At 41.6% G+C, this 22,635-nt stretch carries 13 protein-coding genes, 1 rRNA gene and 2 riboswitches; all 14 genes read left to right on the top strand.

Annotated features, from left to right (window positions below):
• The first annotated feature begins 358 nt into the window (after positions 1–358).
• Complete coding sequence (locus LQ188_RS24350) at positions 359–649, top strand: WXG100 family type VII secretion target (RefSeq protein ID WP_034306171.1); 291 nt, start codon at positions 359–361, stop codon at positions 647–649.
• 95 nt (positions 650–744) lie between these two features.
• Entirely contained in the window at positions 745–984 is a 240-nt protein-coding gene (locus LQ188_RS24355; protein ID WP_053537134.1) for an EsaB/YukD family protein, read from the top strand.
• 70 nt (positions 985–1,054) lie between these two features.
• On the top strand, positions 1,055–2,404 hold the full coding sequence (gene essB, locus LQ188_RS24360) for a type VII secretion protein EssB (RefSeq protein WP_230178653.1): 1,350 nt from the start codon (positions 1,055–1,057) through the stop codon (positions 2,402–2,404).
• Positions 2,405–2,434: 30 nt separating this feature from the next.
• Complete coding sequence (gene essC, locus LQ188_RS24365; RefSeq protein WP_230178654.1) at positions 2,435–6,916, top strand: type VII secretion protein EssC; 4,482 nt, start codon at positions 2,435–2,437, stop codon at positions 6,914–6,916.
• Positions 6,909–9,836, top strand: coding sequence for a type VII secretion protein EsaA (esaA, locus tag LQ188_RS24370; RefSeq protein WP_230178655.1), 2,928 nt, complete (start codon positions 6,909–6,911; stop codon positions 9,834–9,836). Before essC ends, esaA begins: the two co-directional genes overlap by 8 nt.
• Complete coding sequence (gene essA / locus LQ188_RS24375) at positions 9,823–10,305, top strand: type VII secretion protein EssA (RefSeq protein WP_230178656.1); 483 nt, start codon at positions 9,823–9,825, stop codon at positions 10,303–10,305. The genes esaA and essA overlap by 14 nt, the downstream gene beginning before the upstream one ends.
• Positions 10,306–10,908: 603 nt before the next feature.
• Positions 10,909–11,865 (top strand): MoxR family ATPase, encoded by a 957-nt coding sequence (locus LQ188_RS24380; protein WP_101225649.1) that lies wholly within the window; start codon positions 10,909–10,911, stop codon positions 11,863–11,865.
• Positions 11,865–13,058 carry a DUF58 domain-containing protein gene (locus LQ188_RS24385; RefSeq protein WP_230178657.1) on the top strand — a complete coding sequence of 398 codons (1,194 nt, stop codon included), beginning with the start codon at positions 11,865–11,867 and terminating at the stop codon, positions 13,056–13,058. The genes LQ188_RS24380 and LQ188_RS24385 overlap by 1 nt, the downstream gene beginning before the upstream one ends.
• Positions 13,055–15,259: a transglutaminaseTgpA domain-containing protein gene (locus LQ188_RS24390; protein ID WP_230178658.1), complete on the top strand. Its 2,205-nt coding sequence runs from the start codon at positions 13,055–13,057 to the stop codon at positions 15,257–15,259. The genes LQ188_RS24385 and LQ188_RS24390 overlap by 4 nt, the downstream gene beginning before the upstream one ends.
• 36 nt (positions 15,260–15,295) lie before the next feature.
• Positions 15,296–15,397, top strand: a riboswitch (purine riboswitch).
• A gap of 142 nt (positions 15,398–15,539) precedes the next feature.
• Positions 15,540–17,096, top strand: coding sequence for a glutamine-hydrolyzing GMP synthase (guaA, locus tag LQ188_RS24395; RefSeq protein WP_034306157.1), 1,557 nt, complete (start codon positions 15,540–15,542; stop codon positions 17,094–17,096).
• Between the two features lie 226 nt (positions 17,097–17,322).
• Positions 17,323–17,424: riboswitch (purine riboswitch) on the top strand.
• Positions 17,425–17,524: 100 nt separating this feature from the next.
• A complete protein-coding gene (locus LQ188_RS24400; RefSeq protein WP_230178660.1) occupies positions 17,525–18,856 on the top strand; it encodes an NCS2 family permease in 1,332 nt (443 codons plus the stop codon).
• Positions 18,857–19,008: 152 nt separating this feature from the next.
• Positions 19,009–19,851, top strand: coding sequence for a transcription antiterminator (locus tag LQ188_RS24405; RefSeq protein ID WP_101225652.1), 843 nt, complete (start codon positions 19,009–19,011; stop codon positions 19,849–19,851).
• 213 nt (positions 19,852–20,064) lie between these two features.
• On the top strand, positions 20,065–22,134 hold the full coding sequence (ptsG, locus tag LQ188_RS24410; RefSeq protein ID WP_230178662.1) for a glucose-specific PTS transporter subunit IIBC: 2,070 nt from the start codon (positions 20,065–20,067) through the stop codon (positions 22,132–22,134).
• A gap of 380 nt (positions 22,135–22,514) precedes the next feature.
• Positions 22,515–22,635: ribosomal RNA gene (locus LQ188_RS24415) — 16S ribosomal RNA — on the top strand; the annotation flags it as partial.

A 22,635-nucleotide genomic window follows, 5' to 3' on the forward strand; every position in this document is an offset into this window, starting at 1 on the left:
ATAGATCGGAGTCAGGCCGAATTATTATAGTGGCCTTCAAACTTTAATCAAACGTTTGATTAAAAAGAAAGTCTAAAGTCACTATTATTATGATGAAAACCATATTATTGGGTTATGGCTCGGAAATATTGGGTATAAGGAACTTTTTTTACCATAAAAAAGTAAAATGTTTAAAATTATTTAAAAAATGGGTTTGGAAATATGGAAAAACAGGTACATAGACTTTCGTAATGCCATATTTAGGTTTTTTTGCATAATCATAATTTACCATTTTTCGACTTTGCGGTTATTTATATGGCAGAAAATGTATGGTTCTATTAAAATGTACTATATAAGATAAAAGGAGGAGTTTTTTTCTATGTCACAAATTCGCGTAACACCTTCAGAACTGAAAGATGTAGCCAGACAATATGATAATGAGAGCCAACAAGTAACGGATATGATTGGTCGTTTAGATAGAATGAGAGATCATTTAACTGGTATTTGGGAAGGTTCTTCCAGTGAGGCTTTCGTAGGCCAGTACGAAGAATTAAAGCCTTCATTCATGGATATGGCTCGCTTGTTGAATGAAGTTTCTCAACAATTGAATAAATCAGCTCAAATCCTTGAAGACACAGATAATCAGATTGCTAGTCAAATTCGCGGATAATCATTAGGTCAATGAAATAAAGAAATTTCTAGGAAAAAGCGCCGCGACTCTTTATGAAGATCGTGGTGCTTTTTTGCATTAAAGAGGTGGTTTCCATATATATTCAACTAACGATCGATTTAAACAGGTATACAGGGGAAGTATTTGATTTGCAAGTGTCGAATTACCGCTCCATCAAAAAGGTTGTGGAAATCATATGGCAGGTAAAGGATATTGCCAGTGCACCTAAAGAAGGCTATTGGGTGCGGGTCCAGAATAAGGAGTTCGTATGTTCAGGTTATGAAACCCTGCTTGATAGCGGAATTACGACGGGGGACCGCCTAGAGATCCTCTAATGGATCAGTGTGGACTCTTTATAGGAAAAAAGTCTAAAGCCCTTTAGCAGGGGTAAAGGAGTTACATAAAATGGATGAGAAAAAATCCTCATATCTGGAGAAAAAAACAGAAGCTGCGATGATGAAGGATGATAATGGGCATTTGTTCGTTTTCCAACGGGCAAAATTATCGATGCAAGACCCACTGGAATTACAGCTTATTCATGAAGCGGATGATGCTCTCCAGAAACATATAGAAGTGACAGAGGACGAGGTGCAGATCATAGTAAATCCACCAGCCTCTTTTTTTGTTTTTTCAAAAGCTAAAGATAAAAATCCATTGAGTAGATGGTTATCGTCTTATCAAATCTTGAAGAAAATCAGGAATCATGAATTGAGTCGCCTGCAACTTGTCGTTTGTCCGGAAAATATCGTTTTTGATTCAAGCTTGGCCCCATATTTCCTGCATTATGGCGTAAAAGACAGTTTGCCTCCTTATGAGCATAATCAGGATGAGCTATTTAAAGAAACGAAGGCAACGATTTCAGCGCTTGTGGATGGGCGGTATACATTCGAAGAGTATCTGCTTTACCATAAAACCCTGAAACTATCGAGCGAATCACAAAGCATATTGGGGACGGGGACTTGGGATGAACTTTCCACGGTCATTCAAAATCGGATAGAAGATTTAGAGAAGGAAGAAAAAGCATTTGTGCATATCCCCGAAAAGAAATGGAAAACGGGCCGTTATACACTTTGGGGTACGGTGATCGTTCTAGTGCCGCTGCTGTTGTTTACGATTTACACATTATTCTTCTCCCAACCTAAGCAGGAGGCATATGTGGAAAGCGGTGAAAGCTTTTTAAAACAAAAATACAGTGAAGTCATTGACCGGTTGGAGAACTACGATCCGAAAAAAATGCCTTATGTCGTTCAATATGAACTGGCGAAGTCTTACGTCGCTTATGAACCGTTGGATGATGTCAGAAAGAAGAATGTAGAAAATGCAATCACTTTGCAGACTGATAGCCAGTATCTTTTATATTGGATTTATATAGGCAGGGGCATGAGTGAGGACGCGATCGATTTGGCGAGGATCATGGAGGATCGTGAATTGATTATGTATGGACTCGTAAATCTGAAAGAACAGATTAAGTTGGATGATAACCTTTCCGGGGAAGAAAAGGAAACGCAAATTAAAGAAGTCGATACGGAGTTATCCCAATATGAAAAGGAACTAAAGGAATTGAAAGAGCAATTGGAGGAACAGCAAGATGAGAACCAGCCTTCAACAGAGTCGACTTTAGAGGACAAAGGCGAAACGGAAACAAAGCCTGCTGTAAAAGAAGAAGCGGAAAAAGAACCTGCTTCTGGTGAGAAAGAGGGAAGTAAGGATTCCTCCAATAAATCATCTGAAGAAAAAGAGAAAAGCAAAGAGTGAGCAATGGGCCTTTTGCGGAGGTGAGATTTAATGAGTTTATTATGGATTTATTCTAAGGGAAACTACCAATCCTATACGATCAAGGGAAATCATAACGGTCCAATTACGATTGGGCCATCAAAGCAGGATACGATCACCATATATTCCATTCCCTTTGAACATGGTCCTATCAAGCTGAATAAACCTGAAGGACTTGATGGATATGAGGTGTTTAGAGAGGACATGAAGCTTGGTGATGTAAAGCCATTCCAGAGCTTCACCTTTCACGAAGGAGAAGAAAAGGTCGAGATTTTTTATACGGCAGGAGAATTGGAAGAGAGCCTCTATTATATAGGCAACTTGAAAGAAATCACTTTATCGGCCCAGGCAGGAGCGACTATCCGTAAAGAAAGACCTGTTTCCGGCAATGGGGCTTCCTTTGTGCTTCATAAAGGGCAGTGGCTACTCATGCCAAAGGAAAATAGCGGGATATTCCTGAATGGTGAAAGAGTAACGAAAGCTGTTCCCATTCAAAATGGTGATCTCATTTGCTGGCCGAATATGGTGCTAAGGTTGATTGAAGGCGACTTATTGATGATTCATAGTGCCGAGAGCTATGAAACATCATTAGCTCAAATGAAGAAGCCAATCTCTGAAATGAAAAAAAACTATCCACAATATCGCCGGACACCAAGGATGATCTACGAATTGCCGGACGAGAAAGTGACGATATCTTTTCCGAGCCAAGAATCGGAAGATAATAATAGAGGGTTATGGCTGATCCTTATGCCGCCTTTAATGATGCTAATCGTCATGGGGGTCATCACGGTCATTCAGCCTCGGGGCATTTTCATCATCATATCGATTGTTATGTTCACAACGACTTTAGTTACCTCGACGGTACAATACTTTAAAGACAAAAAGAAGCAAAAACTCAGAGAAGAAAAACGTCAACGTGTATATACAAGGTATTTAGAGCAGAAGAGGGAAGAACTGCAAGAGCTGTCTGAAAAACAAAAGAATGTGCTGTTCTATCATTACCCTTCATTTGAAAGGATGAAGCTGCTGACTGACAGTATTAGCGACCGTATATGGGAGCGAACTTTGGAAAGTGAAGATGCTCTGCACTTTAAGATCGGAACGGCGACCATACCATCAAGTTATCAGGTGTCGGTAAATAGCAGTGATATGTCCAATCGGGATATAGATGATTTACTTGAGCAGTCGCAGGAACTTGTGGATGTATACAAAAACCTGGATGATCTTCCGTTATCGATCGATTTATCAAGCGGATCGATGGGCCTGGTCGGAAAGGAATCGATTGTTAAACGGGAGCTGCAGCAACTGATTGGGCAACTGGCCTTTTTTCATAGTTATCATGATGTTCGTTTTGTGGCCATTTTTCCGGAGAAGGATTACCAGGAATGGGAATGGATGAAATGGCTGCCTCATTTTCAATTGCCGCATGCCTATGCAAAAGGCTTTATATATAATGAGCAGTCACGTGACCAGCTGCTGACCTCGATTTATCAGCTTTTGAGGGAAAGAGATTTGGATGAAAATAAAGGGAAAGTGAGATTCACTCCCCACTTTGTCTTTATTGTCACGGATCGTAATTTAATTGCGGAGCATGTCATATTGGAATATTTAGAAGGTAAAACAGACGATTTAGGTATCTCGACGATTTTTGCAGCGGATGCAAAAGAGAGTTTGACGGAAAATGTCCATACGCTAGTGAAGTATATCAATGATTTTGAGGGTGAGATTCTCATCCAGCAAACGAAGGCCGTTCATACTCCATTTACACTTGATGCACATTCAAAAGAAGGGAATGAGCGTTTTGCACGTACGCTGCGTTCACTTGATCATCAAAAAGGCATGAATAATTCCATACCAGAAACGGTATCATTTTTGGAATTATTGAAAGCTCGAGAAGTGGAAGATCTGCCTATCAGCCAAAACTGGCGGACCAATCAGTCTTCTAAATCCTTGGCTGTTCCGATTGGATTGAAAGGGAAAACGGATAGGGTTGAATTGAATTTGCATGAAAAGGCGCATGGCCCCCATGGTTTGGTTGCTGGAACGACAGGATCGGGGAAAAGTGAATTACTGCAAACCTACATCCTTTCATTAGCCGTTCATTATCATCCGCATGAAGTTGCCTTTTTGCTCATTGATTATAAAGGCGGGGGAATGGCACAGCCATTCAGGCAGATTCCGCATCTGCTGGGAGTCATTACGAATATTGAGGGGAGCAAGAACTTCAGTGCCAGGGCACTAGCCTCCATCAATAGCGAATTGAAGAAACGCCAGCGCATGTTTGATCGATACGAAGTCAATCATATCAACGATTACACGGATTTATACAAAGAAGGCAAAGCGGATGAACCGTTACCGCATTTATTTTTGATATCAGATGAGTTTGCGGAACTTAAAAACGAAGAACCCGATTTCATCCGCGAATTAGTGAGTACGGCGCGAATTGGACGGAGCTTGGGAGTTCATTTAATTCTTGCTACACAAAAGCCGGGCGGTGTTATTGATAACCAGATTTGGAGCAATGCCCGCTTTAAAATTTCCTTGAAAGTGCAAGATGCCAATGATAGTAAGGAAATTCTTAAAAATAGCGATGCGGCAAATATCACTGTCACCGGACGGGGATATTTGCAGGTAGGTAATAACGAGGTTTATGAATTGTTCCAGTCTGCGTGGAGCGGTGCACCATACTTAGAGGATACGGTTGGATCTGAGGATGAAGTGGCACTTGTCACAGACCTTGGTCTTGTTCAAATCTCAAACGTAACGGAACAAGCAACTAATAAGAGGAAAGAAAAGATCAGTGAAATTGAAGCCGTGGCGGATCAAATTGTGGCGACACAGGAAGAAATGGAGATTAAGAAGTTGGCAAGCCCATGGCTGCCTCCTCTTTCAGATCGGTTATCGAGAAATGCTGAAAGAAGCCTGACGAGGAATCAAATCCACCTGGGAATGAAGGATGAGCCCGAATTGCAGAGCCAGACAAATTATGTCTATAACTGGATTGAAGATGGGAATGTTGGGGTTTTTGGTTCTTCCGGGTACGGCAAGTCAACCACCGTATTGACACTTCTCTTTAGTTTTGCAGATCAATTCAGTCCTGAGGAATTGCATTATTATATTTTCGATTTCGGGAATAGCGCTTTACTGCCAATTCGCCAGCTGCCTCATACTGGGGAATACTTTAGGTTCGATGAACTAAGGAAAATCGAAAAATTCATGTTATTCATGAAGGCGGAGATGGAAAGGCGTAAGCAGCTTTTTTCAGAAAAGGAGCTTAGTAACATAAAGCTTTATAATGCATTAGTGGAAGATAAATTGCCGATTATTTATATTGTGGTCGACAATTTTGACTTAGTGAAGGATGAGATGCAGGACCAGGAAGCGCAATTCGTTCAGTTTGCGCGTGATGGACAATCACTTGGAATATTCATGATTTTAACGGCAACGAGAATCAATGCGATTCGCCAGCCGTTAATGAATAGTCTTAAGACGAAGGTCGTCCATTACTTAATGGACAGTTCGGAACAATATTCGGTTTTGGGAAGAACCCCTTATGAAAATGAACCTGTACCGGGAAGGGCGTTAGTGAAGAAGGACCAAACCTATCTCATGCAGGTTTATCTTCCAGCAGATGGAGCGGATGATATAGCCGTTTTGGAAGAAATGAAACAGGCCGTGGCAGAGCATAAGGTTAAATATAAGGAAATGGCCAAACCGCCGGCGATTCGGATGTTACCGGCACGTCTTGATTCCAGCAGCTTCAAGAGTTACTGCTCACAAGCCATTAAGAAGGATTCCATTCCAATCGGACTTTCAGAGGAAAGCGTTACACCTGTTTTCTTGGAGTTGAATTCCAATCCATTCCTGCTTGTTGTAGGGCAGTCACGTAAAGGGAAAACGAATGTTCTTAAAGTGCTCTTGGAATCATTGCTTTCACAGACAATTGGGGAAATTGGTTTGTTTGACGGAGTTGATCGTGGCCTATCTTCTTATGCCATAGAGGAGAAGGTGCGCTATGTAGAAACAAAAGATCAGATAACCGAATGGCTCGATCATATCACTGGAATATTTGAAGAACGTGAACGAAGTTATCTAGCGGCATTGGAAATGAAACCGATGAAGCAACTGGAATTCCAAAGGATCATGTTTATCATAGATAGCATTTCAAGGATCCAACAAACGATCGACGGCAGGATTCAGGATAGGATCAGCGGTTTGATGAAACAATACAGCCATCTTGGGTTTAGTATGATTGTCGCTGGAAATGCCAACGACTTCACCAAGGGATATGATTCGTTAACAACCGAACTGAAACAAGTCAGACAGGCTGTTTTGCTTCTTAAAAAATCGGACCAAAGCTTGTATACCCTCTCTTATTCAAGAAAAGAAGAAGAAATACAGCCGGGTTACGGATACTTTGTGCTCAATGGTCAGGAGAGTAAAATCCAAATTCCACTAAGTGAAGAAAGAAGGAGAGTGCAAGAGAGTGTCTGAAAAAATAAAACCGATGCTGTTAATCGGTAAAATACTGGTGATCTTAGCGCTGCCAATCTTGTTTTTTTCTTATATTGGTCAAAATCCAATGAAAAAGACAGAAACGGCTTCTCGTGAAATCGCCATTGTAAACGAAGATAATGGCACTGAATTTAACAATAATCCCATTTATATGGGCTCAGAGCTTGTTACTACACTGGACAAGGATTCTGAATATGAGTGGTTTGTGGTAAATAGGAGTACGGCGGAAAGTGGACTTGCAAATGAAAAGTATGATGCAGTCATATATTTTCCATCCGATTTTTCAGAGAATATTTATACATTCGATGATGAACAGCCTATCAAGGCAGGGATAAAGTACAAGGTACAACCTAGTTTGAATGCAGAGAACATGGAAAAGGTACAAAAGGAATTAGAGAAGACAAAGAGCAAAATGAATAAGCATATTTCAACACAGTATTGGAGTTATGTTTCCCAATCAGTCGAGGACATCCGTAAGAAGTTCGATAATGTCCTTGCTAAAGAAATCGCTTTTCAAAACACGATGTATGAGTTTTATACTCCAAGCTCGGAAAGCCTTGCCGGGGAAATCAAGCAGCATAAGGACATGCTTGAAGGAGTCTTTGCCGAGACGAAGGATGCTGGCAAAACAAGTAATGAAACAATGGATGAAATAGGGAGCACGAAGACTCAAATGGCTTCCTTTGTGAAAGATGTTGTTTCTTTTGAGGAATATCAAAAAGCTCAAAGTATCCTTTTTGATAAAACCTCTGCCCAAAATCAGCAGCTTGTCAATGAGAGTGTACAATCATATGACAAGGTGCTGAATGAGGGTGACCAAACAATACCTGAGATTCAGCAAGGGATGAATACGAAATACAGTCTTAATGATCAAGGCATTAGTGAGAATGTTGGGATCATGCAGCAGAAACTCGATTCCAGCAGTAATGAATTGGAACAATTTTCAACAAGCATGAAGGATAAACAAGTAGAACAGATTACGAAAATCACTCAAGATCAACAAAGCTCGATTGAACAATTGAAACAATCGGAAGAGGCGGGTCTTGATAACCTTCAGTCTACGTTGCTTGCGCAAAGAGGGAATCTTGCAAGCAGCTCTGGTGATGGGGAGGTTATTGGTGAAGGTACGAAGCCTATAGAAGATATTGAAACGGAAACGGAAAATGGTGAATCGGTTGCCGCACCTGAAAAGAAGGATCCGATTGATGAACTGTCACTGCAGGTACTGCTGGATCAAATCACTGGGATTAACACGGCACTTGAAAGTTTGGTGCCGGCAGAAGGAAGTGAAGGAACTGCTGAACAAATCAACATCCTTGCAGCGGAACTCCAAGCTGAAATCAATAATCTCAGCGGAACGGTAAACGGCAGAACGGGAAATTATAATCAAGTGATCACGGAGTTTAATACACTGGTAGATTCATATAATGAACTGCTGGCGCAGTTTACGCAATTACAAGCTGATTATAATGAACTAGGCACGAATTACAAGGATTTAGGTGACCAATGGAAAAAGTCACAGGAAGATATTCAAAAATTACAGGACATCCAAAGCATGACAATCGACGAGGCCATCGCAGAAATCAAGGCTCTCGAACAGTCACTTCTTGAAAAGGTGGGGGGAGAAAGGCGAGCGGTGCTGGTGAAGGCCTTTGAAAACCCTATCACGAATCGGGATTCAACTACCCTTCTTGCCTATTACGGTTCACTCTCATCTTACGGTGAATTGGCTGAAAGAGTCACGGAAGCAAATGTAGAAAAGGTATTTGCAGCCAATATAAAAGAATTGGAAAACTTGAAAAATGGGGTTTCCGGAAACGTAGATGAAGAAGCGAAGCTCGTTAAAGCCAGTTTAGCAGGAGTCAATGAGAACTTCGGGATGTTCTCAGATTCCATTATGGGTTATATGAAAGAATATGATGCTAACGTTGAAACGGGGCAGAAAGCTACTTTAGCTGAATTAGCGGCAATTACCGGCAAGGCTCAAGAAGTGTCTGCCAATTTGTCAGATCAAATGGAAGTTCCTGAAATGGAGGCCGAACCGCCAGTTAACCTTGATGGAGAAATGTTTGTATCACTTCAAGACAATACGGCAACAACTGTCGGCTTCATTTCCGAGCTTGTCAATTCTGTAGCGGAACGGCAGGACACGGTCACGAAGGATACAGCAGACCTGCAAGCGAAAGTTGGATCCGTACAGGAAAGGGCCGATCAGCTTAATGATAATTGGTCCCAAAATGTAGACTCGACCGTAAAAATAAAGACGGACGTCTATAGTGTCTTGAATAACACTCTAGTCGATGATCAGGAGAACGGGTATGTGTACGAATATTTAGCAAATCCTGTACAAATCAGCGGGGAAGTCCTGCATCAGGAAAAGGTTAATATCCCACCGATCGTCATGTTGGTGATCATACTTATTTCTGGGTTATTGATCGGTTTCTTCCTGCATCACTATGAAACCATTCCAATGATGGTGCATGCAGCCTTGTTTGCCTTATTGAATCTGATCGTAGGGTTAATCATCAGCATGTATGGTTTGAAGATCTATCCACTGGGAGATATGCAGGAGATTAAATGGACCGTTTTCACCGTCCTGCTTTTATTCTTCTGTTCAGCGTTTACCAGGCTTGCCTTCTCGATTGGGCCGTTCGTAGGTGCTATCCTGGTGATTGGCTTGATCAGTTTCTTTACCATTCCATTATTGGATTTAATCATGCCTAATTTCAATGTAGACCATCCGGTTGCAGATGTATATATGTCCATACAATTCGGAAATCAGTCGGCATTCATTCCGGCTAGTATCATCTTGATTGTGCTGACGCTTATTGCAACGATCATTCCATATATAGTGAAGCGTCTTACAGAAAGAAGAGCAATGGCCCATGAAGTGGAATAAATACGTAATGCCTATCTTGCTCATCCTGTTTTTTAGCCATGCACCTCATGGCGGGGCGGAAGATGAACCCATGGTGGAGCCCAATGAATATCAAGAAAACGATATTGATATTCAAACGGAGTATTTCCATGAAGAAGGATTGTTGGAACAGAAGCGGAAACTGCCTGAAGAACAAAAGGACCTCACTTTTGAAAGAGGGAAATATGATGTCATTGACTCGGTGGAGGACTCATTGTTTCTGTCTCCGGTAACGGGGAATCAAAATAATACCATCGCTTCAAAAGCAGATCAGCTTGGATTATTCTCGGAGGTCGGCGTTCGAACGAGAAGCGAAGAAAAAACAGAGCCTTCCCTTAATTTTGACCTGACGGTATTGCTTGGCATCGTTTTGGCACTTTTGGTCGTTTGTTTGTTTTTTGTCCTTATCCCGAAAATGGGGAAACTGAATGGAGAGGTTAAACGAAAATGAAAAAAGCCCGATTCCTGGATAAGTCAGGAATCGGGCTTTTTTGCTACATATCCATAACGGTCTTAATAAGCCCTAAAAGAAGGGCGGCTGCGAAGATCAAAATGAAGAATTTTTTATACATGATCAGTACCTCTTATATCTTATGAGTGGATTGCATTCATTTTAGCATAAACAGAAAAAGAATATACAAATCAGAGAGGCGTGGCTTCATTGCCCTAGGGGTTCGAAATTTTTTAATTCCGGTTCCCTTTTGTCTACAAACTGCGATGCGCCGATTTATTGGCGCATCCTATCGGTATTTGACCAAGTCAGGATAAACAGTCTTTGCTGCAAGTTCAAAAGCTTCCCCGATCCTTGGTCCAGTTCGTGACGTGAAACTTTCATTAAACGAATGGACGTCATCGTTGGTTCATGTTCACTTATCAACAGTTTAACATTCCTTTTTCATTAAGCAGCATTAATATTTTTAGTACAAATTCGTTTATGGTTTACCGATTATCTAGTAAACTTACAATGTAAGGTTTAATTGGAGCTTAATGTAAAATTCGTGATATAGAGAAGGTATGATGCAATAGTGATATTGTGAATCCCGGGAGGTAGAGAATGATTTATAAGCAGGTCAATCAAAAACTGGAAATGGTTATGGGTAATATTGAAAAGGTGATTATCGGAAAACGGGATATAGCCGAACTAAGCATCGTGGCACTCCTTTCCGGCGGACATGTCTTATTGGAGGATGTTCCGGGCGTCGGAAAGACAGTCATGGTAAGGGCACTGGCAAAATCAATAGGTGCAAGCTTTAAACGAATTCAATTCACGCCTGATTTACTTCCTTCTGATGTTACTGGTGTTTCTATCTTCAATCCTAAGGAACAAGAATTCATTTTTAGGCCAGGTCCGATAATGGGACATATTATTTTAGCCGATGAAATTAACCGGACCTCGCCGAAAACTCAGTCTGCATTGCTTGAAGCCATGGAAGAGGCAAGTGTGACGATTGATGGTGTCACAAGAGGATTGGAGAAGCCGTTCTTCGTAATGGCGACACAAAATCCAATCGATTATGAGGGAACATATCCGCTTCCGGAGGCTCAATTGGATAGATTCCTATTAAAAATGAAAATGGGCTATCCCGGTGTGGAAGAAGAGATAGAGGTTCTTCATAGAGCTCAATACACGGCACCGCTTGAGGAGCTGGAATCCGTCATCACCTTGGATGAATTGATAGAATTACAGGCTGAGGTAAAAGCGGTGATAGTGGATGACACAATAAAACGATACATTGTTGAATTGGCGAATCAAACACGTTCGCATGGAGGGGTCTATTTAGGGGTGAGCCCGCGTGGATCGATAGCGTTGATGAAGGCAGCACAGGCTTACGCGCTGATCCAGGGAAGGGACTATGTCCTGCCGGACGATGTTCAATATTTAGTTCCATTCGTATTTTCCCACCGGCTTATTTTGAAACCTGAAGCGAATTATGATGGCTACGATGCTGGAATGGTGATACATGAAATTGTCGCGACAACACAAGTGCCAGTGAAGCGGGCTGTGACCTAATGCGCAAATTCATCAACATTTTAAGAGGAAATATAAGTGTGATAGGACTTGTATTACTCATGAGCGTTTCCTTTTGCTATGCCATGTTTCAAGGCGGTTTTGTCAGTTGGTTCATTTTTTATTCATTTTTGCCGTTTTCTGTGTACGCTTTGATTCTGCTGTTTTATCCGCTGCATGATCTTACCGTTGAGAGAAAGGCCAATAAAAGGGAATGCCAGGCCGGCGAATCTGTTGAAATAGCATTGACTTTTACCCGTAAAAATCGGCTGCCCCTATTATTCATGGTGGTAGAGGAGGAATTGCCTCAGAAGATGGAAGATAGGGGATTCCAAAGGAAAATAATTATCTTTCCGGGATTCAAGCGTACCTTCAGCATGTCATATACCTTGGAAAACTTGCAGCGCGGAGAGCATTCGTTTCAATCGATCCGCTTTTGGATTGGGGATTTTTTCGGGCTAGTCGAAAAGGAAGCGATATATAGTTCACCTATGAAAATAACTGTTTTTCCTCGTTATCATGAGCTTGCTTACAGTGATCTTGATCGAGTGTTCAATCAGGGGGCAGTGGTTTCAGCAAAGAAGACACAACGGGAACATTCAGTTGTCTCCGGGGTAAGGGAATATCAGCCAGGCGATCAGTTGTCATGGATTAACTGGAAGGCGACGGCTAGAACGAGTGAAATCATGACGAAGGAATTCGAAGTGCAGAAAAACCGGGATGTATTCATCATGCTTGATGAAAAGCCGTCGGATTTATTCGAAGAATCCATTGAAATGGCTGCTTCCATTGCACACGCCCTGTTAAAGAAAGGCATGGAAATTGGGTATGTGAGCAGGAGATCGAGGTTAATCATACCGGCAGCAGCGGGCAATAGCCAGAAACGAAAGATTTTATACCGACTTGTTAAAGAAGAGCCGAGAGTGGAAAACGATTTGAACGAAAAAATCAGGAAGGGAATTCTTCCGGCAAATGCTGTTGTGATATTCATCGTATCAGACTTAATCTTAGAAAAGGTGGACCTATTGAGTGCTTTACGGCCTAATCAGGGATTAATGTTATGTATGAAGAAACAAGCGGATCTTACTGATGAGGAAAGGCTGTCAAGCTCTGCAGCTGTTTCGAGGGGGATAAAGGTTAGCTTTTTTGAACATGGCCAACTAAAGTCTGGCAGATCAGAGGTGATGGCGAAATGAATGTCACCACCGCAAAGTTGGAAAGCTTCATGCACGTCCTCATGTATGTATTTGGTCTGTTGTTGATTACTGAATGGTTGAGGCCTGTCGATAAACTCACAGATACAGGTAATATCATCATTTTTATCGTATTTTTGCTCTATTCCCTGCTACTGCATTATTTCCGCATACATTGGTCAATCCGGTTTATTCTCATTAGTGCTTATATAATGATTTCATTGCAGTTCCTCCATTCAAAAGGCGCTTTATTGCAATTATCATGGCTGAAGGAAGGATTCCTAGCGGATTTTACGGCCAATCTTGGTTTTATATATGATGGTAATTGGGAGCTGATCACAAATCCATTTCGAACGTTTCTATTTTTTGTCCTTCTGTGGCTTGTAACGTATTTGATCCATTACTGGGTGATGGTAAGGCAAAGCATTTTTTTCTTTTTTATGTTAACGGTGATTTTTATATCTGTACTTGATACATTCACTCCCTATGTGGGCGATAAGGCAATGATCAGAATCATCATCATCGGGTTCTTGATGCTAGGCCTGCTGTCCCTGCTGCGACTTACGATACAGGAGCGGATCAAGTTTACGATGGCTTTCATCAATAAGTGGATCTTAATGCTGACCGGCATGATATTGGTGAGTGTCCTTGTAGGTTTCGCTGCCCCAAAGCTCTCTCCGCAGTGGCCGGACCCGGTGCCTTATATTATCTCTTATTCTGATAAAGCAGGGAAAGAAGAAGGTGGTTCGAAGCGTAAAAGTGTCGGATATGATGAAGATGATTCGGATCTTGGCGGTTCGATAGAGCCGGATGGTTCCATCGTTTTTTATAATAATGCTCCTGAAGGACATTACTGGAAAGTCGAGAACAAGGATATTTATACCGGTAAAGGGTGGGTTTCCATCCTGGAAACGGACTTTCACACTTTTTCCAACGGGCAGGATATGGCATCTTTAGATATTTACGACGTTCCTGAAGTGGTGAGGACAGAAGAAATGACGGCAAAAGTGTCCATGACGGAATCATATTCCCATATCCTCCATCCGCAGTCCGGGTATTTAAAAAAGATTGAGGGCAAAAACGGAACGGATTTCAAATATTATGAGGGTATGGACAAAGTTATTTCTGAAAAGGATAATGGCGAGAGACTGTCCATGAAAGAGTATGAGCTGGTCTATGATATGCCGAGTTTTGATATAGCTGAGTTAAGGAAAGTGACGGAACCTGACGAATCAATGGATTTATTAATGGAAAAGAACACGCAGCTTCCAGAGGGAATGCCAAACCGGATATATGAATTGGCTTCCGGGCTTACAAGGAATGAAGCGAATTGGTACGATAAAGCAAAAGCCATTGAGGATTATTTTGACGGACCTGAATTCATTTATTCTAAGGATGATATTCCGTATCCGGAGAGCAATCAAGATTATGTCGATCAATTTTTATTCGAGACACAGATAGGGTATTGCGATAATTTTTCAAGTGCAATGGTTGTTTTGCTAAGAGCCGCCAATATACCTGCAAGGTGGGTAAAGGGCTATACGGAAGGGGAAAAATCAATCCTTGATGGCGAATCCGTTTATAAGGTGACCAATAATAATGCACATTCCTGGGTCGAGGTTTATTTTTCAGGGATAGGCTGGATTCCCTTCGAGCCGACAAAGGGTTTCAATGGGGAAGTTGAATTTTACGATTCGGAATTGAAACAGGAAGCAATCAAGAAGCCTGAAGAAACTCCAAATAATTCAGAGCAAAATAAGATAGAGACCAGGGAACGCCAGGATACACCCGATAGGGAAACTCAATCATCCGTGAAAACGGGTATCGGGAACATGGGTGGGTTCTTAAAATGGACTGCCATCTCACTATCAGGTGCATTGATTTTCGCTTCTATTGGTTATTTCTTTAGAAGGAAGTGGATTCCTCATCTGCAAATTCTTCGTTATAGAAAGAAAACCGGTGCTCATTTCTCGACAGCCTATTTAATTTTATTGAAACAATTAAAACGAGCTGGTTTAGTTCGTCCGGAGGGGCAAACATTAAGGGAGTACGCCGCCTATGTGGATGCAGTGTATGATACGGATGAGATGGGTGAATTGACGGCTGGATACGAGTTAATGATATATCGTGGAGACGTGGAAGATGGCGAATGGAAGCACTTTCAAGAGGGTTGGGAAAGCTTGATGAGAAAAACTAGCTCTTGACCAGGTTTTTATTATATTGATACAATAACAAAAACTAACTTAAACTAATATATCCTTCATATATCCTCGATAATATGGATCGAAAGTTTCTACCGAATCACCGTAAATGATTTGACTATGAAGGCGGATTTTAACAGGAAAGCTGAAAATCTGCCTTCGTCTATACTTTTTCTGTATTTTTGAGGGTGGATTTTTAGTTTTTCTTTTTTTATGATAATATTTTTTATAAGAAATTATCACTCGATTTCATGAGTGAATTACATTGATAGAGGTGACGTTTGTGCCGGGGAAAACAGAATTGCAAAAAAACCAGGAAATGATCGTAGTACTTGATTTCGGAAGCCAATATAATCAATTGATCACTCGTCGTATCCGCGAATTTGGTGTGTACAGTGAGCTTCATCCTCATACAATTACTGTAGAAGAAATCGAGAAAATGAATCCAACGGGAATCATTTTCTCAGGGGGTCCGAATAGTGTTTATGATGCAAATGCATTTGGTTGTGATGAACGCATATTCGAAATGGGCCTTCCGATTTTCGGTATTTGTTATGGCATGCAGCTTATGACTAAACATTTTGGCGGTAAGGTGGAACCAGCGAAAAACCGTGAATACGGAAAAGCGACACTTGCCATCCAAAATGAATCTAAGTTATTCAGTGACCTGCCGAAAGAACAGATCGTCTGGATGAGCCATGGTGATCTAGTGGTGGAAACGCCTGAAGGTTTCCAAATTGATGGGACGAACCCGTCTTGCCCAATTTCGGCTATGAGTGACGAATCACGTAAATTATATGCCGTGCAATTCCATCCTGAAGTCCGTCATTCCGTATACGGTAATGACATTTTGAAAAATTTCGTATTCGGCGTTTGTGGCTGTAAAGGTGACTGGTCAATGGAGAACTTCATTGAAATAGAAATGGAGAAAATCCGCCAAACGGTCGGAGATAAAAAAGTGTTATGCGCATTGAGCGGCGGTGTGGATTCATCCGTTGTTGCTGTATTGATCCATAAAGCGATTGGCGATCAGCTGACATGTATTTTCGTCGATCATGGATTACTTCGTAAAGGGGAAGCCGAAGGTGTAATGGAAACATTCAGGGAAGGTTTCAATATGAATGTAATCAAGGTCGATGCAAAAGAACGTTTCCTATCGAAACTTGCTGGCGTTTCAGATCCGGAACAAAAACGGAAAATCATCGGTAACGAGTTCATCTACGTATTCGATGATGAAGCAACGAAGCTTGAAGGAATTGATTTCCTTGCACAGGGTACACTTTACACAGACATTATTGAAAGTGGTACGGCCACTGCACAAACAATTAAATCGCATCACAACGTTGGCGGTCTGCCGGAAGATATGCAATTTAAATTGATTGAGCCTTTGAACACTCTATTCAAGGATGAAGTGCGTGCACTTGGTAGTGAAATGGGCATTCCGGATGAAATCGTTTGGCGTCAACCTTTCCCGGGTCCAGGTTTAGGTATTCGTGTATTAGGTGAAATTTCAGATGAAAAACTTGAAATCGTTCGTGAATCTGACCATATCTTACGTGAAGAAATTAGAAAGAATGGTTTGGAACGCGAAATTTGGCAGTACTTTACGGTCCTTCCTAACATTCGAAGCGTAGGGGTAATGGGCGACGCGCGTACGTATGATTATACAATCGGGATCCGTGCGGTTACATCCATTGACGGAATGACTTCCGATTGGGCAAGAATCCCTTGGGATGTACTTGAAATCATCTCAACGAGAATCGTTAATGAAGTAAACCATGTAAACCGCGTAGTTTATGACATTACGTCTAAGCCACCTGCAACGATTGAGTGGGAATAGAAGATTAAAATCATCCAATCAGTGAAGGAAATATCCTTCACTGATTTTTTTTGGTTAAAATAGTATTTGAATATGTAGATTACTTACATTTTACGTATGTTGGCGAAGATATAGCCATAATAAGTAAGGAATATATGGCGAAAAGCGAACATTGCCTAAAATTACATAAAAAATATTCGTTAGATATATTGACGATTATTTTAGTGACTGATACACTATACCTATAATAATAAAAAAACATAATTGTCGTATAATATTGGGGATATGGCCCAAAAGTTTCTACCAAGCTGCCGTGAACGGCTTGACTACGATGTGGAAGGATTGGCGCGGATAAACCGCCACTTCTTTACATGACCGCAGTCAAGCCCCGTTCGTAAGCGAATGGGGCATTTTCTGTTGGCACGATTTTATGATAGGGGAGACTCATAATGAAAAATTATTTTCGGTTTAATGAGCTGGGAACTAATTATCGCCGTGAAATACTTGGTGGACTGACTACGTTCCTTTCAATGGCATATATCCTGGTTGTTAACCCTGTGATGCTGACTTTACAAAGCATCGAGGACTATCCGGATGAATTGAGAATGGACTACGGAGCGGTTTTTGCAGCGACCGCCTTGGCAGCCGCAATCGGTTCGATATTGATGGGACTCATAGCCAGGTATCCAATCTCGCTTGCACCAGGGATGGGATTGAATGCTTTCTTTGCTTTTACCGTTGTGCTTGGTTTTGGAATTCCTTGGCAGACGGCTTTGTCGGGAGTATTGATTTCAGGTATTATCTTCGTTTTGCTTTCCCTATCGGGAATACGTGAGAAAATCATTAATGCAATTCCAGTCGAGTTGAAATACGCAGTTGGTGCCGGTATCGGTTTATTCATTACGTTTGTAGGGTTTCAGAATGCTGGAATCATCACGAATGATGACAGCGTTCTTGTAGGACTGGGCGACTTGACATCAGGAAATACTTTATTGGCTGTGTTTGGAATTGTCGTAACCGTCATTTTGATGACGAAAGGCGTCAAAAGCGGCGTGTTCATAGGGATGGTCATTACAGCCATAGCAGGAATGATTTTTGGACAAGTTCCGGTGCCGGAGAAAATAATCGGTGCCGTTCCTAGCATAGCGCCTACATTCGGGGTTGCGTTCGATGCCTTCGGAAATCCCGGTGATCTCTTCACTGGTCAAATGTTAATCGTGATACTGACCTTCTTGTTTGTAGCGTTCTTTGATACAGCAGGTACGTTGGTGGCTGTAGCGCAACAAGCTGGTTTAATGAAGGATAATGTTCTTCCTAGAGTGGGAAAAGGATTACTTGCTGATTCATTATCCATCGTTTCAGGTGCAATTCTTGGTACATCCACCACGACATCTTATGTAGAGTCTACATCGGGTGTTGCCGCTGGTGCTCGAAGCGGTTTTGCGGCTGTAGTGACAGGATTGCTGTTTGTCCTATCCCTATTCTTCTTCCCGCTTCTATCAGTGGTTACATCTGCGGTGACTGCGCCGGCATTGGTTATAGTCGGAGTGTTAATGGCATCATCACTTAAAAATATTGACTGGCAGAAGTTTGAAATTGCGGTTCCGGCCTTCTTTACGGTTATCATGATGCCTATGACATATTCGATTGCGACAGGTATAGCTTGCGGATTCATCTTCTATCCGATCACCATGTCGATGAAAGGGAGAGCTAAAGAGGTTCACCCAATCATGTGGGGGCTGGGAGTCGTTTTCCTACTATATTTCATTTTCTTGAAGTAATAAGGCAATAAGTAAGGAGAGTCCTGATTTCAGGGCTCTTCTTTCATGTTGTAAGAGAAAGCTCATATCGTGTATAGTAAAAGGACTAAGTACTAAGTACTTTATCCTGTATGGGGCATAGGGATGACTTTGAGAAAAAAAGAGGGAGAAAAATGAATGGTTTTATCGTTGAAAAGGTTTTGAACAATAATGTGGTGATTGCCACACATCCGTCGTATGGAGAAGTCGTTTCTATTGGAAAGGGCTTAGGCTTCAACCGAAAGAAAGGCGAAGAGTTAAGTCCGGAACTTGCGGAGAAGACGTTTGTCCTGAAAAATGTCAAGGAACAGGAAAGTTACAAAAAACTTTTGCCGCAGATCGATCAAAATCTTCAAGCTGCCATTATAGAATCCATTCATCTCATTAACGACCGAGTAACTGGAAAACTCAATGAACATATACATGTCGGTTTAACTGATCATTTATTGTTCGCCCTTCAGCGTGTTTCACAAGGAATGACTATCAAAAACCCATTCTTGAAAGAAACGATAACCCTTTATCCTTTTGAACATGATATTGCTGTTGATGTAGTAGAATTAATTCAAGATAAGACAGGCATAGGCCTGCCCCAAGGGGAAATCGGTTTTATTACGCTTCATATTCATAGCGCAATATCAAATAAAGACTTATCGGAAGTCAATCAGCATTCGCAGTTAATCTATCAACTTATCCAAGTTGTTGAAGAACAGCTCAACGTACAAATTAATAAGGATAGCATTGATTATTCACGTTTGGTCCGTCATTTAAGATTCATGATAGACAGGGTGTTGGCTGGCGAAAAAGTAGAGGAACCCGAAAAAATAGCAATGCTATTGAAAGAAGAATATCCTTTGTGTTACAATATCTCTTGGAAGCTAATAAAGATTATGCAGCAGAAATTAGGCAGACCGGTTTGTGATGCGGAAGCTGTCTATCTAACGATGCATATCCAACGATTACAAAAGAAAATTAAATAAACATACATTAACTTACGTGTTACTGATTCGATCAGGCATAAGTGAGGAGAATGATTGTTATGAAAGAGGGTATTATATACCTGAATTTTCATTTCAATCCTATCTTTGCTTATGCCTTTTTTGTATTTGAATTCTGATGCGTGGGAAGATGAATACCATCGTAAATGTAACCGTTTTATTAGCATGGAATAACAGTAAAGAGGAGGAAAACCTATGTTTAAGAAGTTGTTTGGTGTTTTGCAAAAAATCGGAAAAGCTTTGATGCTTCCTGTAGCCATTTTACCAGCTGCTGGAATTTTGCTTGCGTTTGGTAATGCATTGCAAAACGAAACTTTGTTGGATATCGCCCCGTTTCTTGCGAATGGCGGAGTGGAAATGGTCGCATCGGTAATGGAGAATGCCGGGAATATTATTTTTGGGAATCTTCCCTTGTTGTTTGCTGTGGGGGTCGCAATTGGGTTAGCTGGCGGAGATGGTGTTGCCGGACTGGCTGCGATTATCGGGTTCTTGATTATGAATGTAACGATGGGAACCGTTCTTGGCATTGACGCTGCCGACATTGCGAACAATGGTGCGGTGTATAGCAATGTTCTGGGAATCCCGACGTTGGGAACAGGTGTGTTCGGCGGTATAATTGTCGGTGTCATGGCTGCTGTCATGTATAATAAGTTTTATGAAATTGAACTGCCTTCTTATTTAGGATTCTTTGCAGGTAAACGTTTTGTACCAATTGTAACAGCTGCAAGCGCAGTTATTCTTGGATTGCTGATGATCTTGGTTTGGCCGACGATCCAATCGGGGTTAAATTCATTTTCCGAAAATATGTTGGGTGCTAACCTGACTCTGGGAGCTTTCGTGTTTGGGGTTGTAGAACGTGCGCTGATTCCTTTTGGATTGCATCATATCTTCTACTCCCCATTCTGGTTCGAATTTGGCAGCTATATCCCTCAAGGCGGGGGAACGCCAGTCAGAGGAGACCAAGCTATCTTCATGGCTCAAATTAAAGATGGCGTACAGAATTTAACGGCAGGTACCTTCATGACTGGTAAATATCCATTCATGATGTTCGGGTTACCAGCTGCGGCTTTGGCCATTTATCATGAAGCAAGACCGGAAAGAAAGAAAATTGTAGGGGGCTTGATGGCTTCTGCGGCACTTACATCTTTCCTTACTGGGATTACTGAGCCACTTGAATTTGCCTTCTTATTTGTTGCACCGGTACTTTTCGGGATTCACTGTCTGTTTGCAGGTCTATCATTCATGACCATGCATTTACTGGATGTGAAAATCGGGATGACGTTCTCGGGCGGTTTGATCGATTACGTACTGTTTGGTTTAATTAATCCGCAAACCAATGCATGGATCGTTATTCCGGTTGGCTTGGTCTTTGCGCTTATCTATTACTTCGGATTCCGATTTGCGATAAGGACGTTTAACCTTAAAACTCCTGGCCGTGAAGTGGAAGAGGATGAGGAAGCGGAAGGATCTGCAAGTACAGCTGGAAGTCTTCCTGGGGATATCTTGGATGCTATGGGCGGAAAAGAAAATATTTCTCACTTGGATGCTTGCATTACCCGTCTTCGTGTATCGGTCAATGACATCGGTAACGTTGATAAAAATAGGCTGAAGAAACTTGGAGCCGCTGGAGTTCTGGAAGTGGGCAATAATATCCAGGCAATCTTCGGACCTCGTTCAGAAACGATCAAGGGGCAAATGAAAGATATCATCGATGGAAAAAGGCCTCGTAAAGTAGAAGCATCTCCTGAAGTGGGTGTGGAAAATCAAATCGAGGATGTCATCCCGAAACCTTTACGGACGGATGAAGTTTCCGAGCGCTTTGTTTCTCCTATTAAAGGGGAATTAAAACCGATCACGGAAGTGCCTGATGCTGTTTTTGCTGAAAAAATGATGGGTGATGGATTTGCCATCGTACCTGAGGAAGGGTTGGTTGTTTCTCCTGTAGACGGTACGATCGTTAACCTATTCCCGACTAAACATGCAATCGGTATCGTTTCCGAAGCTGGTCGTGAAATCTTGATACATGTCGGGATCGATACAGTTAAGTTAGAAGGCAAAGGATTCGAAGCGCTAGTCTCTCAAGGAGATAAAGTGACAAGCGGTCAGCCGTTGCTCAAAGTTGATATAGAGTATGTCAAAAACAATGCCAGCTCTATCATTACGCCAATCGTCTTCACTAACCTTTCCGAAGGTGAAAGTGTGAAGATCGAAAAGGCAGGAAATGTAGATAGAGAAGAAGCGGACGTAATTACCATTAATAAATAATCATTAATAACAGGAGGGTGGCTATAATCAGCTGCCCTCCTTTTTTTGTGATCAATGACAGGGTCCGGCTTCTATAGAAAGAAAGTGGTGTATATATAGAAGAAGTTGGCTCATAAAAAAGTGAAGTAACTTTTTAAAAGATTGCATTGACTTATCTAAATGCAAGTGCTAATATATTAAATACACCGCTTGAGACAAAAAAGATAAACAAGTAAATAATAACTTGTTGTTGACTTTATGTTTGAAAGGTGTTATACTAATTAAGTCGCTAAAAAGCGATGGAAAATATTGCTCTTTGAAAACTGAACAAAACAAAGCGCCAACGTTAAATTTTAAGTGAGCACACACTATCAAAAAAGCAAATGAGCAAGTCAAACATTTCTTCGGAGAGTTTGATCCTGGCTCAGGACGAACGCTGGCGGCGTGCCTAATACATGCAAGTCGAGCGAATCGACGGGAGCTTGCTCCCTGAGATTAGCGGCGGACGGGTGAGTAACACGT

The organism is Peribacillus sp. Bi134 (genome assembly GCF_918698065.1).
GTDB lineage: Bacteria > Bacillota > Bacilli > Bacillales > DSM-1321 > Peribacillus.